18 protein-coding genes and 1 pseudogene are annotated in these 18980 nt (G+C 57.5%); 11 read left to right on the plus strand and 8 right to left on the minus strand.

What is annotated here, in order from left to right:
- Positions 1–778: 778 nt before the first annotated feature.
- Both EN943_RS07430 and EN943_RS07435 read right to left on the minus strand, forming a co-directional pair.
- Positions 779–1666, minus strand: a pseudogene (locus EN943_RS07430) (IS630 family transposase).
- 496 nt (positions 1667–2162) lie between these two features.
- Complete coding sequence (locus tag EN943_RS07435; RefSeq protein ID WP_127412121.1) at positions 2163–2342, minus strand: hypothetical protein; 180 nt, start codon at positions 2340–2342, stop codon at positions 2163–2165.
- Between the two features lie 68 nt (positions 2343–2410).
- Between EN943_RS07435 and EN943_RS07440 the strand changes: the two genes are divergently transcribed.
- The 4 genes from EN943_RS07440 (at position 2411) to EN943_RS07455 (ending at position 6296) form a co-directional block, all read left to right on the plus strand.
- Positions 2411–3751, plus strand: coding sequence for a DNA methyltransferase (locus tag EN943_RS07440; RefSeq protein WP_127412122.1), 1341 nt, complete (start codon positions 2411–2413; stop codon positions 3749–3751).
- A complete protein-coding gene (locus EN943_RS07445; protein ID WP_127412123.1) occupies positions 3748–4215 on the plus strand; it encodes a DUF5681 domain-containing protein in 468 nt (155 codons plus the stop codon). The genes EN943_RS07440 and EN943_RS07445 overlap by 4 nt, the downstream gene beginning before the upstream one ends.
- Complete coding sequence (locus EN943_RS07450) at positions 4208–5647, plus strand: hypothetical protein (RefSeq protein WP_127412124.1); 1440 nt, start codon at positions 4208–4210, stop codon at positions 5645–5647. The genes EN943_RS07445 and EN943_RS07450 overlap by 8 nt, the downstream gene beginning before the upstream one ends.
- A gap of 130 nt (positions 5648–5777) precedes the next feature.
- Complete coding sequence (locus EN943_RS07455) at positions 5778–6296, plus strand: hypothetical protein (RefSeq protein ID WP_127412125.1); 519 nt, start codon at positions 5778–5780, stop codon at positions 6294–6296.
- 66 nt (positions 6297–6362) lie between these two features.
- On the opposite strand, the gene EN943_RS07460 is transcribed toward EN943_RS07455, so the two are convergent.
- On the minus strand, positions 6363–6815 hold the full coding sequence (locus tag EN943_RS07460; RefSeq protein WP_245475634.1) for a MucR family transcriptional regulator: 453 nt from the start codon (positions 6813–6815) through the stop codon (positions 6363–6365).
- A 364-nt stretch (positions 6816–7179) separates the two neighbouring features.
- On the opposite strand from EN943_RS07460, the gene EN943_RS07465 reads away from it, so the two are divergent.
- Entirely contained in the window at positions 7180–7437 is a 258-nt protein-coding gene (locus EN943_RS07465; RefSeq protein ID WP_127412127.1) for a hypothetical protein, read from the plus strand.
- Positions 7438–7529: 92 nt separating this feature from the next.
- On the opposite strand, the gene EN943_RS07470 is transcribed toward EN943_RS07465, so the two are convergent.
- Positions 7530–7760 (minus strand): helix-turn-helix transcriptional regulator, encoded by a 231-nt coding sequence (locus tag EN943_RS07470; RefSeq protein WP_127412137.1) that lies wholly within the window; start codon positions 7758–7760, stop codon positions 7530–7532.
- 122 nt (positions 7761–7882) lie between these two features.
- On the opposite strand from EN943_RS07470, the gene EN943_RS07475 reads away from it, so the two are divergent.
- From EN943_RS07475 to EN943_RS07485, 3 genes are all read left to right on the plus strand, one after another.
- A complete protein-coding gene (locus tag EN943_RS07475) occupies positions 7883–8512 on the plus strand; it encodes a DUF4339 domain-containing protein (RefSeq protein ID WP_127412128.1) in 630 nt (209 codons plus the stop codon).
- Positions 8513–8562: 50 nt separating this feature from the next.
- Positions 8563–8985 (plus strand): superinfection immunity protein, encoded by a 423-nt coding sequence (locus EN943_RS07480; RefSeq protein ID WP_127412129.1) that lies wholly within the window; start codon positions 8563–8565, stop codon positions 8983–8985.
- Between the two features lie 180 nt (positions 8986–9165).
- Entirely contained in the window at positions 9166–9582 is a 417-nt protein-coding gene (locus tag EN943_RS07485; protein ID WP_127412130.1) for a hypothetical protein, read from the plus strand.
- Positions 9583–10092: 510 nt separating this feature from the next.
- Here EN943_RS07485 and EN943_RS07490 read toward each other — a convergent pair.
- On the minus strand, positions 10093–10575 hold the full coding sequence (locus tag EN943_RS07490) for a hypothetical protein (RefSeq protein ID WP_127412131.1): 483 nt from the start codon (positions 10573–10575) through the stop codon (positions 10093–10095).
- A 369-nt stretch (positions 10576–10944) separates the two neighbouring features.
- Here EN943_RS07490 and EN943_RS07495 point away from each other — a divergent pair, with 369 nt between their 5' ends.
- Positions 10945–12387, plus strand: coding sequence for a hypothetical protein (locus EN943_RS07495; protein ID WP_127412132.1), 1443 nt, complete (start codon positions 10945–10947; stop codon positions 12385–12387).
- A gap of 277 nt (positions 12388–12664) precedes the next feature.
- Here EN943_RS07495 and EN943_RS07500 read toward each other — a convergent pair whose 3' ends face one another.
- From EN943_RS07500 to EN943_RS07510, 3 genes are all read right to left on the minus strand, one after another.
- The gene (locus EN943_RS07500) at positions 12665–13753 is read right to left on the minus strand and encodes a hypothetical protein (protein ID WP_127412133.1); all 1089 of its coding nucleotides are present in this window, start codon (positions 13751–13753) and stop codon (positions 12665–12667) included.
- Positions 13754–14189: 436 nt separating this feature from the next.
- Entirely contained in the window at positions 14190–14621 is a 432-nt protein-coding gene (locus EN943_RS07505) for a very short patch repair endonuclease (protein ID WP_127412134.1), read from the minus strand.
- 4 nt (positions 14622–14625) lie between these two features.
- Positions 14626–16134 carry a hypothetical protein gene (locus EN943_RS07510; RefSeq protein ID WP_127412135.1) on the minus strand — a complete coding sequence of 503 codons (1509 nt, stop codon included), beginning with the start codon at positions 16132–16134 and terminating at the stop codon, positions 14626–14628.
- An 84-nt stretch (positions 16135–16218) separates the two neighbouring features.
- On the opposite strand from EN943_RS07510, the gene EN943_RS07515 reads away from it, so the two are divergent.
- Both EN943_RS07515 and EN943_RS07520 read left to right on the plus strand, forming a co-directional pair.
- A complete protein-coding gene (locus EN943_RS07515; RefSeq protein ID WP_127412136.1) occupies positions 16219–18504 on the plus strand; it encodes an ATP-binding protein in 2286 nt (761 codons plus the stop codon).
- A gap of 8 nt (positions 18505–18512) precedes the next feature.
- The coding region (locus EN943_RS07520; RefSeq protein WP_164778115.1) for a hypothetical protein at positions 18513–18980 on the plus strand (468 nt) is incomplete at its 3' end.

Raw genomic sequence — 18980 nt, forward strand, 5'->3', positions numbered from 1 at the left:
AAACCGCCGTTTGACAGCATCAAACCTGGGCAGATGCACGAGCGCCTCGACTGTGGAATAGAGGAGGCGCTCAATCCGGGCGGGTCGAGAGACGGAGTGTCGGTCCTGCGCCGCTCATTCAGTCAGAGAAGCCAAAGGGGGCTTCAGTTCGCCTTTAGTCATCCGATAGTATGTTTCGGCCAAGAGGGGGCTCCGATCGAGACGTAAACCACGCCGAGCACCGATGAGCGAATGTCGGCCACGGGTTGCAGCCCTACTTCGTATAATTTCTTTAGCCGAGCCCCATCGCCGCTCACCGGTATGACATGTCGCTGGAATTCGCATCTGCGTACACAACCACTCTGGACGCGACCAATTGGTGGCAGCAGCGCAACCAAAAGCGTGCGATTACTCCAGCCCGCCAGGATGGTGGGCTTTAGTTAATACAAGCGCCGGAATGGTCCGGGCTCACGGATACCTGAATGGCCGTCCTCAACAACGCCACCACCGTGCACAGCTAAGACTGGTACGCTTGCCAGAGAGGTCCGTTCCGTGAGCCGAGCCCCACGGCAGTTCCCGGCTAGAAACAAGACCGATCCAGCGGCAGACTGGCGCCAAGCTGAGACCACATGGGCGCTCCAAATGATCCTTGACTGCAAAGGAGGCACTCAGCTAAGTATCTGCTATTACTTCATAAATTTGGACACTGCAATGCAGAATGAGGATCCTGGCGCCCCAGCCATGTTCCGGCAGCTAGAGCACGTCCCGTTTATTCCGAGTCATATCCGGCGGCCTTGAATTAGTTCCGGCTTTCCGCTGGGGTGAAAAGGTCGATGAGCGATCCGACGGCGTTCCACAGGGCTGTGATTGTCCTCTCGGCTTTGGCACGCATAAGAGCCTTGAGTTTTGAGAAGGCGTTGTCGATCTGAAGTCGGGGCTGTAGGGCGGCAGGAACATGAGCCTCGCGCCGGTCGTCTCGATCGCTTCGCGGACGCCGGACAGGCAGGTTGTCCATGATGACAACGTCGCCCTCCGCAGGGCCGGAACCAGAACCTGCTCGACATAGGCCAGGAACACGTTACCGTTCATGGCGCCGTCCTAGACGAACGGAGCGGTCATGCCCGTCAGCCGTAGCGCGCCGGTGAAGGTGGTGGTCTTCCAATGGCCGTGCGGCACCCCGGCCCGGCAGCGCTCACCGCGCGGCGCACGTCCCCGCAGACGGGCCATCTTGGTCGACAGCCCGGTCTCATCAATAAAGACGAGCTTCGCCGGATCGAGCTGGCTGTCGAACCAAGGGCGACGGCACTTCAGGATGTCGGGCGGTCCTGCTCCAATGCGTGTGCGGACTTTTTGAACGTCCACCCGTGGCCGCCAAGCCACGCGCCCAGGCACTGCGGCTGATCCGGACCGACCGCTCGTTCCCAAGCCGCTCCACCATCTCGTTCAGCGTGATGTCCTTACGATCATCGATCAGCCGAACGATGAAGGCTTCGTGAGCATCAAGGCTGGATGCGCGTTGGCGGCCTTGCGGGCGCGGCGTCCGCTCGCCGATCTTTGCCCTGGCGATCCAACGGATCGCGCTCGATTTGCCGACGCCGAACCGCGCCGCAGCCTGCCGCGCCGACATGCCGGCCTCCGAGGCCTTCAGAACTCGGGACCGAAGATCTTCGCTCAGTGCTCTTCCCATCATCCACCTCATGAATTTGATATTGAATCACCCGCGAACGCTGTCGTCGCATCACAATCATTCATCGATCACAGGACGTGCTCTAAATTGGCTTCGAGCCCATTGAGCAGCACCTTTCGCTTTGCCACTTTGCCGCGTTAAACACGGACGATCCGCGGCAATTCCAGTCTGCATATTATGCGACTTGGCTTTCTACCACCAATCACGTTGCCCGCGTGGGATGCGGCCGAGGCTGGGCCTCGCTGGGAGCACGCATTAAAATTGTGGCATATTAGCAACAGCAACAGCGCTTTATCGTATGATTGATAGATTTGACAGTCATTTTGATGTTTTTTGATAGTTTTTGAGGTGAGCATCAGACGGGAAAATCTCTATAGCGTTTGGCATGGAGTTCTCCGTGCGATCGCAAGGAGAATTCAGCATGGTCCCATCCCTAACAATTCGAATAGTGGCCCTCGAAGATATCTTGCCGAGGGCACGTTTTCGTGTTCGGCGGTCATCGAGGAAAAGAACTTCGTTTGAAGAAATCCAAGACTGCGGTCGACCAGTTCGCTTCATTACAACCGAAGAAATCGAAGGCGAGATCCACGTCGTCGACGGCGCGGATCTGCTGCTCCAAGCCCGCTATGCGGGCAGCAAGGAGATACTGACCGCCGACATAGGCGAATTTACCCATCAGGAGAGGCTAGCCATCAGGCTCCACTTGGCCTTGGATTACACCGACTCTCGCTCGGGAGCCGTGAGATGAAAAACCATCTGGAAATGCACCTCACTCCAATAACGGATTTGAAGGTGTCGCCGAATGCAGTCCGCAATCACAGCAGTGGGAAAATCCGCAAACTTGCGAACCATATTAGTCGGTACGGGCAGATCGTCCCCGTCATCGTCGAAGCCGGCGGCTATTTAATTGACGGGCACGCAAGGCTGGAAGCGGCTTCAAAGGCCGCGCTCACCCATTTGACGGCAATTGACGTCTCTCATCTTTCCGAGATTGACAGACGTGCCTTGAGGCTTTCGCTGAATCGCCTTGGAGAAGATGGGACCTGGAACAAGAAGGCATTAGGACGCGAGTTCAGAGCGTTGATGGAGGCGGACTACGAACTTGACCTTACAGGCTTCGACATCCTCGAAATCGAAAACACGCTCGAGTTGGATAGCAATGCCCCAGGTGACATCGAACAGCTCGATGCGCGTTTGTTGGCCGATGATCCTATCTCGAAACCCGGAGACATTTGGGTCCTTGCCAATGGCGCTTCGACGCATCGCTTGGCATGCGGCGATTGTCGAGACGAGGACCTGCTGCAACGCCTATTCGACGGGCTGGCGGCGTCACTCTGCTTCACTGACCCGCCTTACAACGTCCCGATAGAAGGCTTTGTGTCTGGTCTCGGTAAGGCCAGCCATCAAGAGTTTGCGATGGCTTCGGGAGAAATGTCGAAGGAGCAGTTCGGTGGATTTCTGCAGGCAATTCTGACAGCAACCTTTGGCAGGCTGGCAAGCGGCGGATTAGCCTATGTGTGTATGGATTGGCGTCACGTCGCAGACCTGATCACAGCAGCAGAAGCCCTCAACCTCGAGCTGGTCAATCTCGCTGTTTGGGTCAAGACCAACCCGGGCATGGGCTCGTTTCTCCGCTCACAGCATGAGTTGATTGCGATCTTCAAACGCCTCGGAGAACGGCATCGCAACAACGTGGAATTGGGCAGGCACGGCAGATCGCGCTCGAACGTTTGGCAATACCGCGGCGTCAATGTCATGGGGCCTGAACGCCACCTGCTTAGTGAACATCCGACCGTCAAACCATCCGCGATGGTTTCGGACGCGTTGCGTGATTCCAGCAAGCCTGGCGACATAGTCTTCGACCCATTTTTGGGGTCTGGGACGACGCTGCTCGCGGCCGAACGGTCAAACCGTGTTTGCTATGGGGTGGAAATCGAGCCGCGTTTCGTCGATTTGGCCATACGCCGCTGGCAGGCCGAGACCGGCTTATCGGCAGTTCGGGCGTCTGATGGTCGAACGTTCGACGAAGCCAAAGCTGATCCTGCAGCCGAGACGTCAGCTATGTCGCTAGAGGCCCCACAATGAGCAGGGACGACGAAGACGATAAGGTCGGGTACGGCAAACCCCCGAAGAAGTCCCGGTTCAAGCCGGGACAGTCGGGCAATCCAAGAGGCCGACGCAAACGGACCGAAAACATTGGACTGGCGATCCTTGCGGAGCTTGGCCGGCCCATCACGGTGCGTGAGAACGGAAAGGAGCAGATTCTCACGAAAAGGGATGCGATAGCCAAGACGATCGTCTCCCGCGCCATGGATAAAGACGTCAGGATGATCCAACTCTTGATAAGCCTCGTGCCTGACCAATTCCGCATCCCTGACAATGCCAAGCTCGGTCCGTCACCAGACGTTTCTAGTGAGGAGGCTGCGATCTTGGAGCGCTTCGTTGCCAGAAGGCTAGGAAGCGTTGCCACAGACCAGAGCCGAGGCGAGCAAGCAGGCCCCCACGCCGGTCCTACCGGGGCCGAAGATAAGAGGGACAACAATGACTGAAGCCTCTCGAGAAGCCTTCCTTGCTCTGTGCCGGACCCATCTATGGCCGTTTAATGACCGGATGCTGACACTTGCAGTCCCAGGCTATGAGCCGTTTCCATATATCGACCTCATGGCGGCACGCATTGAGGACACCGTGCTGCGGCGAACAGATGGCAACCTCGTCATCAACCTGCCACCTCGACACCTCAAGTCCTTTACGGCGATTGCAACGATGGCTTGGTATCTGGGAAGATTTCCAAGCCGAGAAGTCATGCTGGTCACCCACTCTCAAGGCCTTTCGAGAGACCTCGCCGCAAAATGCGTAACGATGATGCGGACTAAGGCATACGCGGAGATCTTCCCCGGATTGCAGATTAGTGACGAGAGGCAAGCCACGATGGACTTTCGCACCAAAGCCGGCGGCGGTCTGTTGGCGGGCAGCTTCGAGACCAGAATGACGGGGCGCGGCGCTGACCTTCTTTTGATCGATGACGCTCTATCGGCTCAAGAGGCAGAATCCCAGGCTTCCCGAGAAGCGGTCATCAACGCGTTCGATTCCGTGTTCTCCACCCGTGCAAACAATCCTGCCTGGAAATCGGTGGTTTCAATCGGGCACCGGGTCCATACCGGTGATCTCCCAGGCTATTTGCTGGAACGCGGTTTCGCTCATCTAAAGTTGCCGTTCAGGGCAGAGGAACGGGAGTTCATCGTCGCCGGCGAGATCCAGTTTCACCGGGAAAAAGGCGAGGTCTTGCAACCAAGCCGATACCCACGCGACATCATTGCCAAAGAAATCGACACGCTGGCCCCGCACGTGTACGCCACGCAGTATCAACAACGCCCGACTGCGCGCGAGTCCGGCGTTCTGAAAGCCGCGTACTTTCCAGTGGCGGCAACATTGCCAAGTGGCGGTGAGACGATCTTTTCGTGGGACTGCGCTTCAAGCACGAATCCCGGTTCCTCCTATTCTGTGTGCCTTGTTTTCCAGAAGCATGGTGCCGTGAGCTACCTGAAACATATCAGTCGAGCCCGCTTAGATTATCCCTCACTGAAGGCTCAGGCCTCCGCTCTAAACGAACGATATCAGCCAACCCGACATCTAATTGAGATGACGTCGACCGGCATTGCCCTGGCCGCCGAACTGAGAGCAATGGGAGCCAACGTATTGGAGGTAAGCCCGGGAGCGCTGTCGAAGACTCAACGCCTCGATGCCGTCATGGGCAAGATCACCGCGCAATACGTCCATATCGTTGGAGGTACAGCTGGCCTCGATGCCTTCCTGGACGAATTGACTGCCTTTCCGTATGGATCGAGCGACGATCAGGTCGACGCCCTTACGCAATATCTCCAGTGGCTGGCCAACTCCGACATCGCGGGGGTGCCTGACCCAGTGTTTCGCCGAATCGCGCCTCGGCTCAGCAAGCTCGAACGCTATCGACCGAAAACATGATGACATCGACTGGATGACCGCCGTTACTATCGCTCTTGCAGAAGGCCGACGGTGTTCGAAGCTGAGGGCTTTGCGCCCGCGGGCACGGTCCCGCGCGCCTTGACTTCTGTCACAATGCAAGCTGTTTGCGTTGACCGTCGTAGCGGCCCCGATCAAGGTCAGACCTACTGCAATTGAACAACCACCATTGATGACAGGACAAAATCGCACTCTCGGCAACGACGAAACCGGTTCAGCGGGAAGAGTAGGCTTTTTCTGGATCGTCATGGATCGCAACGGCCGCGATGCCATCTTAGCCGACGCCATTAGACTTGCCGATGCAGAACATTACGGCAAGGTGCTCACCCATCCGGGCGGGCACTATGATTATTGGGAAGCGATGAAGCAGCGCGGGCCGGCTTGGCTGCGTGGCAGAAACCTCAGCACTTTACTGCTGCAAACCGAATATGAGGATTGGCCCCGCGGTCGAGTGGTTTATTCCATCAAAGACACTCGCTCTATCGCTTACGCAGATCCGAGAGTCAGAACGAAAGTGCGAATAGAGCTGGTAAGAGCAGCGTTTCAGATTCCCGACGCCGACTTCGTAATGAGGAAAGACAGCCACTACCGGCCCTCCCTGCCTTCCATCATGCCGGACGACGACGACTAGAAATTACTATGGAGCCCCAAGGGATCAGGTCCATGGCGTGACGAGTGGCTACCTGCCGTTCAGCTTTCAGGCTTTCGCCTTCCGCTTCGCCCCAGGCTTCCTGGCGGGGGTCGGTAACGGCAATGCCTTCTTGCCAAGGCCAAGCGATTTCGCCAGGGCAGAGCGCGTCGCAGAGTAGCTCGGCGCCACCATCGGGTAGTCGTTAGGCAATCCCCATTTCTGGCGATATTGTTCCGGCGACAGATCGTGAGCCGTGCGCAGATGGCGCTTCAAAGATTTGTATCTTTTCCCATCCTCCAGGCTGATGATGTAATCCGGGAATACGGACCGCTTCGGGTTGACCGCTGGCTTCTTCGCCTCCTCAGGCGCAGCAACAGGACTGTTCAGCTGAGCCAATGCGGTATGGACGGTCGCAATAACATCAGGGAGCGCCGCAACCGGCACTGCGTTTTTTTGAACGAAGGCTGCGACTACATCGGCCGTGAGTTCGATCAGGTTGATCTGATTATCCTCTGTCAATTTTAGCGCTCCTTCGCTTTCAAATATCATGCGGTCCACAATTGCGCTGCATATCGCAATGCAAAGATGGAATAGAGCGCGACATGGCCGCGGTCAATACAGACGAGCTGCCGACAAACATTTATAAACCGTATGCATCACCCGAAATCGGGCATAGCCTGATGCAGAAAGTAGATAGTTTCACTTTTCTCAGGCGTCGGCTTTTAACCACAATTCGCCATTTGGAACTCCTGGTTTGAGTTTGAAGAACGCAGGCTTGAAGCTTCCTTCCTAGCGATTTCCGGATCAAGAATTACTTAATAACATTGCGGCTGGACTTTCTCTTTAAAGCAAGCATTGGTACTTCGCGAACGCGAGGTAGACCGTGCCAAATAAGAAAACTCAAATCCCTGACGGCAAATTACTCGACGCTCTTCGCCAACATTTGTTCGATATCGAGCCAGATCTCATAGTGCTCGAAGGCGTGGTGGCGATACTTCACTCACTGAGCACTGCAGCCGATTATATCGAACCCATTGCGCTTGCTCCACTCGCCCATCTGAGCGCCGAGTCCCTGGAGAAGATTTTTGAGGCATGGCGGGAATGTATGGCTGCAGCCTCCAGCAAGGCGGCGGCACGATGATCACCATTCTCCGCCCCGACCAATCACCTCATGAGCAGCCTAAAGGCGAGCGTGACTTTAGCGGTGGGTTCGAACAGGCCCGGCTGTGGCTGTCATTGTTTCCGAGAGCCCTCGTCGTCTTTTCGCAGCAAGTCGGCCGGATCGAGTTCCAGGACTTTTGCAATCTTCTCGATCGCTTTCAGGCTCGCGTAATAGCGGCCGCGCTCAAGAGCGCTGATATAGGTCCGATCGAGGCCTGCCGCATGCGCAAGAGCCTCCTGAGAAAGCTTTTTCACTTCCCTAGCCGCGCGAAGATTGCGTGCAAAACGCTGCTGAATGTCCATCGGACGTACAACAGTCAGTTGCAGCGTATACTCCACGGAGTATACTCGTCATCTCTCGTTTCTGCCGCGAAGAAGCGGCGGGTCTCCCCAATTTCCAGAGCCACAGCGGAGGACGCAGGCGCATGACTGACTGGTACTATGAAGAGAACGGGACGCAGCGCGGTCCGATCAAGGAGGATGATCTCGTGACGATGTTCGCAAACCGGTTCTTATCGCTGGAGGCAAGGGTGTGGTCGGCGGACCTTGGCGCAGAATGGACACCGGCCAGCCAAACCAAATTCAAGGACAGCGTTCGCGCGGTGCCGCCACCGCTGCCTCCTCTGAGAGATGCACAAACCGCCAATGGCAGCGTAGAATTCGGTTTGCAGCCGCCAGCGTTTCCTAGAACCACCCCAAGCATCGGTTCGTTTTATGCCGTGATGCTGGCGTACTCGCCGCTTGCCATTCTGCTAGCCGATGTCACGGCAAAAGCGGCCAAACTCGATCCGAACGCCGTAGACTTCAACAATGCCTCCCAGCTCTGGTGGACCCTCGCAACAGTTTTCGTGGCCATCCTCGACGCCAGGCAGCTCTTCCAGAAAGGCTTAAACCCTCGAAGGCGCTGGATTGCGCCATTCGTGTTGTTGACGCCATTAGGGTATTTTTGGCGACGCGCCGCGATCCTCAACGGTGGCTGGCGATATCTGTGGATTTGGTTGGCTTGTACGCTCGTTTGCCTCATCGGAGAGGTCGCCTTCGTCTTCGATGTGTGAGCCGATTACTCGCTCTCCAAAGTTTCAACCTCCCTGATCAAAGCGCTGACATGTCGGACTCGGATTCCAATTTTCTGATAATTCTGCTTATCGCGGCTGTCATCTTCCTCATCCCGACCATCATTGCCTTCCTGCGACGTCACCCGAACAGGTGGGTGATATTCCTCCTCAACACCTTTCTCGGCGCGACAGGCATCATTTGGTTCGGCTGCTTGATTTGGGCTTGCAAAGCCATCCACATTGCTGCGAGCCCACGGGGGACAAACGGCGGGGAATCCGGTCTCAACCTCGCAGCCAACGACGTGATGCGAGTACGTCTGGAACACGGGATACCTACCCCGCTGCCCTCGCCCCAGATGTCATCGGAGGAAAAGCTCAGTCGGCTGGAGCGCCTCAAGAAATTGCTAGACGACGGCGCCATCGACGCCGAGCAATTCCAGCGAATGCGTGACACGATTGTCAGGGCCGAATGATGTGACCTCGCCAAGTGCACACAGATCGAGGGTCGAATAAGGCAGATGGACATGGAGCTACGACCCACCCAATCAAATAGCTTATTTCGCGTGTGACAGCGCACGCGAAACAGCAACATCGGAATTATCACCGCATTCCGAAAAGATGCCACCCCGCAATCAAACCGGGCGAATAACGGCGTGCTAGCTGCAGAGACGCATGGGCGATTTGGATATCTGAAGGCTCGACCGCAATTCATCGAAGGTGACGACAACGTTCATGAGGAGAGTTTGCTGTTAATCGGTACGACGCGGAATGACAGCGGGAACTTACTCGGCTATCTGCGACAGCAAGGGCAGCGCTTCGGGCAGGATCGTTTCGTTTTCAAGCCATATGACGATGAGACCGCCTATCTCCTTGGCGTCAGCGCAGCTTTCCCCGCACGTCACGAGATGCAGAATCTCGGCCCTTGGCACCCTAACCGAATGGCAGAATACCACGCATTGTTACTCACCAATAAAGGCTTCCCGTGCGAAACTCAGCATTTATCCGGAGAAGCGTATTTCAGATTTCTTACGCCGAGAAGCTTCTTTTCGCGTGTCGAAGCGGAGTTCTAAATGCCCGACACCGCTTGCGCCGCCCGCCTCACGGGTACCAAGCGAAGACATACTCAATCGGTTTGACCGGCTGAAGAAGTTGCATGATGACGGGGCCCTCGACGCCGAGCAATTCGAAAGAATCCGCAACGGCATCGTCCAGTCACGAATGACGCCGGCCGGCCACCAGGGTCGGAGACCCTCCTCCCGTGCTGCAAACGGCCGTGGTAAATCCAAGCCGCCGCGGGCGGTCACGACGACGGCCATTGCACAAGAACCAAGCCATAAGCTTAAACCCAGGAGAGAAGATATGAGCCAAACCAGTTTGCTCAAGGCGACGGCTGCATTCTCATTCTTATGGATGTTGCTTCGGCAGGTTTGGCCGGCGTCATTATCTGCGGTTCGCTGAGTTTGTCTTTGGCGGCAATGGTCGAGGTATCGCTAGCAGCTTGAGCATCGTCGCCGCGTAGCTTCGGCCTCGGCAAGCCGGCGGCGGGCATTAAGTATCGTCGATGCTATTGTGACCATCGGCTACTTGCACAGCTTGCCAAGTTCTGATGTGATTTTCCTCTTTAGTGCTTCCGAGATTTCATCTTTAAATGCGTCTAGGACGCTCGCGAACGTTCCCCCTGTTTTTACGATCTGAACTTCCAGGTGGTTCATCTCGCAGGTTGAAAGGTTCATCTCGGCGTCAAGATCGACTGTGGCAGAAGCGTCCCCTTTGAAGACCGCATTGTCCGCGGTCCGGCACGCCATGGTCACGACTGCTTTTGCAGATGCGATGTCATCACCGACCATTATCTGAACTTTCTCAATGTTCGCCCCGGCAAACTTGTCGACGCCGACTGTTCCGATTCCTGTTTTCAGCTTCAGAGATCGGCATGGCTGTGCAGCCTCCACCGCCCTGTCGAGGACATTGGCCGAAAAAGCGCTTTGAGATGCTAGAGTTAACACCAGGACTGAACCTAGAGCGATCGGAGTGAGCGTGGGTAACATCGCGAAGCTGTACTGCATTTTGATTCCCCACCCCCTTGACAGCGGCTCGCGCGCCCATCTCGGCGCCAAGCCGATTAAAGGCGCCGCGGGTAATCCCAGCAAAGATAGTACTATGGGCGTGATTGCACCAGAACCGGACTTCGTTCCTTGACTAGTAGTCTGAATTGGGCCGGGAGCAGCCGGCCAGCTTCCGGCCCGAAATTAAAAAGAGCGTCGTTCCTTCAAAAGGTACACAACGCATGAGTTCGTTGTAGACCCTCTTTTTAGCTAGGTCTCGCGCGAAACGACTACTGGAAGACGCCCCTTGTTCACATCATCCGGTCGGCTAAGATGGCGCCGGATCAGCGCGTTCCACCGACCTGAAGCGAAAAATGAGAGCAAGAACAGATGGATCAGAAGGCCGCTAGGTTGCTGATGAAGCGCGCGATCGAGGTCGCTCAATTTTCTGAGAAGGAGGACGATCGTCTTCACCCAAAGGTTGGTGCGGTCCTGGCCGACGAGCAAGGCAATGAGATCATGTACGCATATCGCGGCCAAGACGGCAGCGGCGGGCACGCCGAGTTCACCCTGCTGCAGAACGCCGACAAGGCCGGAATCTCCCTCAGTGACAAAACCTTGTTCGTTACACTTGAGCCTTGTTCACGCCGATCGCTCAGCAAGACTCCTTGCGCTGTACGGGTCGCGCGAAGCGGCATCGGAACGGTCTATATCGGTACGCTTGATCCAAATCCGCAGATCATTGGCAGGGGTGTTAACTTCCTTGTCGAGAGCGGCGTCACCGTCGAGCACTTTCCTGCCGATCTCCGCACGGAAATTGCCAACCTGAACGTCACCTTCCAAGGCCAACATGCCTATCTGGTCGATCCGATCGTCACTGACACCGACGACGAAGTTGCCGGCCGTCAGCGGGCAGGCATCCTTGCGACCACGTTAGAGATAATAGCCTCGGCGAAGGGCGAGGTGCGGATGTTTGCCGGCGACGCGAGCTGGCTTAGGGATCTGTTCGTGGGCCTGCTCGAGGCGAAGCTGAATGGTGTCGACATTCGCATGATCGCACAGAAACCACTCGAAGATTCTCTCTACCAGCGCCTCGCGGCCATCGGGATCGAGGTTTGCGCCCAGACCGAGGATTTCGGCTTAAGAGCCACGATGGCAATGAGTGGTGCAACAGCCAAACAGCTCGTGGTCATCGAGCCACAACCCGCGCGCCACGCGCAGCTGTTCTCAGCACCGCATGACGGCGCCGTTCTCGGCACCTTCGTGCGAGCCTTTGATGTGGTGTGGGATGAGAGCCGCGCGCGGACCGCCAGCTCCCCCGAACTTCGAGACGTCTCGATCAGGGACGTGGCAGCCGCGCTCAATAGCGGCGTCGCGCAGTATCAATCGGCTAAGATCGAGATCGAACAGGTCAACATCGGCGACTTGCACTTCCTGACCAACGATGTCGAGATCTTGAAGCTCCGAAGGGTGGCGTCGACGAACCGGATCATGAAGAGCTTGGGAAGGAACGCGCCGCTGCGCATCGTGGGGACCCCTTGGGCGTTCTTCCCGCCCATTGTCGAGCGCGACTCCAGCGGCCGCATGGTGCTGGTCGATGGTGTCCACCGCGTCTACGACGCGGTGCAGAGTGGGCATACCGAAATAGACTCGATCGTCGTTGACAGGGTGGACGCGAAGCTGCCGGCAACCCCCGTACCCGTCTTCATGGCGAACATCTTGCCAAGGAAGCGTGACCGCAAGGATCGCTACGCTGACTACGACGAAAGCGCGTTTCGGCCGATTCGACAGGCGCTTGAACGCGGCGGATGGACGGCGTCCGACCCTGGGTAAGCGGGTGTGGCTGGCCAAGGCTTGTTCACCCATCTGGACTTAAATCGGGCTAGTCCAGGGGCTGCTGTTCGCGAACGCCGAAGATCGGTAAGGGATTTCGTTACACTTGGCGAAATTGCCCTCGCTTCCCGAGGGATACGCGGCACGAACTCGCTACCATAACGACGAGGCCTACATCATACGGATGTCTGCAGCTCGCCACCTTTCTGGAGGTTCAGAGACATTGGTCAAGCCCTTATCCGTGCAATAACCTTTTGTGGCCGCTGATAGCCCAATTTCAATTTGGCTCCGGCTCGGCTTTGATGCCATCACCGCCGCTGTCACCGTCACCTGATAAAATGGCTTCAACTTCCCCCACCTCGGCGTTGAAGCGCTCTCGCGCAATGCGATCGGTTTCTTCGAGATCAACCTCTAGATAGTCAGTGCGGACGATAGCGAGCAGCGTTTCGAGCTGCTTTCGCATCTTCACGGCTAGCGAAGAGATCGTCGCATAATCAACCCGTTCGTCCGGGTGAGGAAGCGCTCCGCGCGGCGTGCCGAAGATGTATACTCCATTTGGCGCCGAGAAGTAATGCTGGCCAAAGCTAAACGCACGGTCCCATGCTTGATCAAGCTTCCGAAAGGCTTTGGCGAGCTTCCGGTCGTAGATATGAAAGCTGGCGCTCGTCACGACTGCATGGAACTTCTCATTTACATAATGGGAGTAAGGCCGTACCCGATCAGGTAGATCGGCAATAATTGCTTCCAGTCGGCCGATTGACACCTGCGACATCGCCCAGATGATATTTGCGACGTCGCGCTTACGATGAACCTGTTTGGGGTTGAGGGCTCGCATTTCCTCGGGTCGCTTCGGGTTACCCTTGACGATAACCTCCAGCGCCACGGTCATGAGATCGGCCAGCGCCTTGCGCTTCTTAGCGTTTGGCGCCTCTGCCAAATCAAATTGTGAGATCCGCTGCCTGTCGAAATCGAAAGGGAGGTCGGACATCGGCCCAAAAGCGGTATTAGTTAAAAGGATCATTCGGTTCCATCCAACGTGTGATGCGGCAATTCCCGCCTCAAACGCCACATTGGGGTTGGGACAACGCCGATCCTTGTCCTCCTCGCCCAGGGAAGGATTAATTGTGGTCACGTCCCCAACAAAGATGTCGCAAGCTTCGATCTTAAGCCGGATACTGTCCGGCACGTTTCCACTACCGATCAGTCCGCGGGTTGCGTCATCGATGATGACGCTGAGGCGGTCGTGCCGGATCAAAAGCGTTTCCGCAGCCTTCTTCAGCGCCGCTCGGATTGCGGTTTTGTTGGTGGCTTCTGGCGAGTCGCTCTGCCAAGCGTAGAAAATCATTAGTTCCTGCTTCTTCACCACGACCGCTCTCCGGATTCCAGGCACGAAACACCTCTGCTCATACAGTTGAATACTCCAGCAGGTTGATCGCGCTTACTATTAAATTTCCAGAAGGTCGAGTTCACCTAGAACCCGACCGAGAGAGCAACCGTAAAACGAATGGCCGGTTTCGGGGATCTCGCCGACCAACTCGAATGGCGCAAAAGCGGCGCGAAGCAGCCCTTCACTGAAGCTTGAATCAGACTGAACGTCTGAAATGCGCCTCGAAGCAGACACAAGAGTCGGCGTACCGAACGTCCTGTTTGCGCCGGGAGTGGACCGACGGCTTTCGTAGGGGCGCGATGGCCAAGCTGCCGTTCTTTCTCGGCGGCATCGGGCTTTTCTCAGATCCGGGCCGCGTGGTCTGCGAGAGGTCTTCACCAAACCCGCGAATCGACACCAAAGCACCCCAGTCAAACTAGTTTGGAAACGGAGCGCTGGCCGCGTCGTTCGAAAGAAAGCTAGAGATCCTTTGCCGCAATGCCAAAAGGTCGCGAATCTCGCACTCCCAGATTGTGAGAACAGACCAGCCGAGCCCAAGAAGCGCAGTCGCCTGCGCCGCATCCCGTGCGATGTTCGCCGAGAATTTCGCATTCCAATAGTCCTCTCGCGTCTTCGGAAAAGTCGTGCGGCTGCAGCCGTGGTGTCGATGCCAAAAACAACCGTGGACGAAGATGACCTTCCTCTTCCCCGGAAACACCAAGTCGGGCGACCCGGGCAAAGAACGGATGTGCAGGCGATATCGATAGCCGAGCGCGTGCGCGATTCTCCGCACGACCATTTCCGGCTTGGTGTCTGCCGAACGAACGTTAGCCATGAGACGCCGCCTCGCGTCCGGAACGTCGTCCATGCGGCTAGTCGGCACTGTCCCCTCCTGGCGACAACGTGGGCTCGTGCTCGAACAACTCGGCATAGGCAGCTGCGAAGCGCGAAACGTCTCTGCCAATCAGCGCCGTCCGCGCATCGATCGAAAGAGCAGGCCATTTCGGGAGCGGAGTGCAGACGATGAAGCGCTTGTAGAAACGGAACCAACTGCCCTTGAGACGCGGAGCCTCCGCCTCGGCGGTCAACCGAAGCAGTCCGCCATTGAGGACCCGCTGCAGCGCTTCGATCGGCCATTCTGTCGACCAAATCGCGTAGACAGAGTGTGAAGGAATCCCGCCGGTGCGGTCTATCGTGGCCGCAATGTCTCTGCACATTTCGGCCAACAACAGCTTCGGCCTCTCGTCCCACTGCGGCCCAACCGCGTCGATGGTTCGCCACCATCGCTTCTCGTCAGTGACGTGGCTGCGAGCCCTCAGCTTTTCTTTGTGACCGCCCGCCCATCGGGCGAAACGCGGCCAATCCTCAAATTCGATAGGATGGCCGGCTCGGTCGTACGGCACCACGACCTTCGCGTCGCATTGTTCGATCACCGTACCGTCGAGCATCTCGCGAGAAACGAATGGTCGGACGAGTTCGGACTCGATGGCAGCTGCCTCGACATTTGATATCAGGAAGGTATCTCCACACCCCAACGCAGGCCCCACTTTCACGGTGCATCCAGCCTCGTCGAGGGCTCCATAACGCGCTAACAGGCGCCCATGGATGGTCCGAGCGGCGTCCCGCCGGCTTTGCTCGCCTTCGGCTTCGGGAGCGTTCCGATCCAAACGAACGATCGCGGACGAGACTCCAACTTGCCGAACGAACGGCCTGACCGGCTGATCATCCACCACCTCAAGGTTCCAACCTCTTTCCTTGAGGTCGGCGATGAACGCCGCGCCATACTGCGCAAACATCCACCGATCGCTAACGAGTGCGGAAATCTGGCCCTCGTTGCCCGCCCAAACGAGCATTCGGTCGAGAAACGCGACGGCCACGTCTCCGCGCGTCGACATAGGTCGGAGATTGGCGCGATATTCTACCGCCAAGAGCAGTGGGAGCTTGCTCCACCGAAGATAAGGAGGATTAGCGGCTATATGTGTAGCGTTTTCAGGCGGCTGGAGGAGGAAGTCCGCCTGCCGAACCCATACCTCCGCAAGCATACCGCTAGTGTCCCAACGAATGCCTTCGCGCATCAATACCAAGCGAACGGCCCGTCGGGCCTCCGCCGCAACGGGACCGTAAAATTCGAAGGCATTGATTCGCGGCATAAGACGTCGTTTCGCGAGCCGATGGCCATGCCTCCGGAAGCTCGCGATCAAACGCTCGACGGCCTCCACGAGTATTGCGCCCTCGCCGGCGCATGGCTCAAGGAAGACCGAGGTTGAGAGATCCTGATCTGCGGTCCAGCCCACGACGTCCAGCAAGCGTGCAGCCGTTTCTGACGCGGTGTAGATGGCGCAACGATCGTGCATGGTTTGGATTGCGTCGGCTCGCTTCATGCGAGACCAGTAGCATCTCGGAGACGATTTGCTATAACTTCGTTTTTGTAAGCCCTCGGATTTGTGGGCCGCATCGGGGGCGTTTTGGCGAAATTCTCAGTAGATACGAAGCTGTTCAGGGAATTGGGAGAACTGCTCGTAGGCCGCGACAGCACGGCCATGGTCGAACTTGTGAAGAACGCTTACGACGCCGACGCACGCCGCGTTCGGGTTCACGGCGAACGCCTCAATCACCTCGACGGCTCGATTATCGTCGAGGACGACGGCACGGGAATGACCGTCGAGGCGTTTGAAAAGGGCTTCCTGACCATAGCCGGACGTACGAAGACTGAAGGCGACAATCGGTCTCCACTTTTCCTGCGCAGGTACACCGGCGAAAAGGGCGTCGGGAGGTTAGCCGCGCACAAGCTGGCTTCTGATTTGCACGTCACCTCTCGTCGCTGGGACGGGTCGCCGTTCGACCCTGACGAGGGTTTGAAATCGAACGAAGGGGTTGATGCGCACATCGATTGGGACTCGATTGAAGCGCTTGAGACCCTGGACGACATCGACGGCACCGATGCTGTCGAGGTGAAGCAGACGGGTGGCGCGCGAAAGGCAGGTACGCGGCTCAGTTTGCAGCGTCCGAGACGCTTGTGGACAGCTCGGGATTTCGACGCGTTCTTCAGAGACGTGGCGACGCTGGTTCCTGCCGAGGCATTGATCGAGCCATTGACGAAGAACGTTGTGCCGTCTCAACTCCTTTTTGCTCGGCCCGTCATCCGGGACACTTCGTCGCGGGACCCGGGCTTTCGGATCGAATACTCCGGCGACTTCAAAGAGCGCGCAACTGACGTTCCCGCAGTCTCGGAGGCCGCCTATTTCGTAGTCGAAATCGACTGCGATCCCCACCGCGGTAGCGTCAAGATAGCCGTCGAGCCGACCAAATCTGCGATGCGCAATCCGAAATTCGCGAAAGCGGAAGGCTGGCGCGGCGAACTGGCGATCCCGAAGTCCGAAGATGCCGTGCAATTCACCGCTCGGATATTCGAGAAAGAGGGCGACCCCTGGACGCGGGCTTTCACCGGCGTGCGAGTCTATCTAGAAGGCTTTCGAATTCCGCCCTATGGTGATCCCAACGACGATTGGCTCGATCTCGACACGGAATACCGCAGCAGGGGACGCGGCGAACAAACTCGGCTCCGACGCTTTTCGAACTGGCAGCCCCCGGAGGGCGACGAAGGCGAGGGGCTCGTCATTAAGGGCAACCAGCATTATTTCGGCGCCGTCTTCCTGACGCGAGAAGGCTCGGCGAAGCTACAGATGCTGGTGAACCGCGAAGGTTTTCTACCGGGACCGCGTTGGAACTTCGTCAGCGATGTCGTGAGGTGGGCGATCGGCGTCCAAGTACGCCAACGGCGGATAGCCAGCGCCGATATCGTGCAGCACCGCAAGATCGACGCCAAGCATCGCCGCGCAGTTGCTGTGCGCGCGGACGAAGGCGTCGCGCCGGTGGCGTTCCACGCGCGGGAATTGCACCAGCAAGCAGTGTCGATCGTCAGGGAGATGAAGTCCCTAACCGCGGCTGGAAATCCGCGGGCAGCCGCCGAGCGCCTCGATGCGCTAGAGCAAGTAGTCGCTGAGGCGGATCAAATCAGCAGCGGCGACGTGTCCGAAGCCGTGATGTTCCGCGTGCTGGCATCGGTCGGTTTAGAACAGGCGGCTTTCGTTCATGAGATTCTTGGGTTGGGCCTCACGGCGGAAACTGTGGCAGAGGGTCTTGAACGGATCGCGGCTTCGATGCCGAATGGACCGGAGAAAAAACAGCTGCGTGCTCTGGCAGCCGATGCCAAGGAACTCCGCGATCGTTTGCGTCGCAACGGAATCTATCTTTCTGAGATGACGGGTGTCGAGGGGCGAAAGCGTAGATCCCGCCTGAAGCTGCGGGATCGCTTTGATCCGGTGTCAGCCTTTTATCGAGCATCAGCGGAGCGTCGCGACATCTCCATTGTCAACGACATTCCTGCATCCTTGATATCTCCACCGATTTTCCCGGCCGAGGCGGCTGCGCTTTTCTCCAATCTCGTGAGCAATGCTGTGAAATTCGCCGGCAGCCCAGGAACCGTCCGCGCAACGGGGCGTGCGACCGAAGACGAAATCATTGTGCGCGTCGAGAACTCGGGCGCGCGCGTCGATCTGAAGTCGGGCGAGCGCTGGTTCGAGCCCTTCCGATCGACCACGACAGAGGTCGATCCCAATCTCGGCCAAGGCATGGGTTTGGGGCTGACCGTATCGCGCAGTCTAATGGACGAATATGGCGGTGCGATCCAATTCGTTCCGCCAAGCGATGGGTTCGCCACCGCCGTCGAACTACGGGGGCCCCGCCGATGAGAGTCTGGGTGATCGACGACCAGATGACGGCGACCGAGGCGCGGACATTCGTCCCGCAACCGCACGAACTCGCCGTCAGTACGCATCACGACGACGATTTCTTGGATCGCCTTGAGGAGTCATGGAATCTCATTCTCGTCGACGAAAATTTCGGCGAAGAGCCAGGTTCCACGCCGACCGTTTTCGACGGCAGCAGCCTCGTCGGCTGGTTGCGTGCCGAAGCTAGGAAGTCCGGACGGCAACTTCCTTGCGTCGCGATTTTCACCACGCAACCCGATCTCTTCCAAAGGGAAGTTCCAGCAGTGGGCCCGGCCCGTCCTCTCGGTGGAAGTTTCATCGATCGCGAAGCCTATCTCGCGCCCGTGCTCGACGTGGAGTGGTTGTTCGCCAAGGACGGCGACAAGGCGAAGATCGTCAAGCGGATCGCTGCGCTTGCGCAGGCGCATGAAGCGGCTCGCACAGCACTCGGGAGCGAC

This window comes from Mesorhizobium sp. M7A.F.Ca.US.006.01.1.1 (assembly GCF_003997935.1).
In the GTDB taxonomy this organism is placed as follows: domain Bacteria; phylum Pseudomonadota; class Alphaproteobacteria; order Rhizobiales; family Rhizobiaceae; genus Mesorhizobium.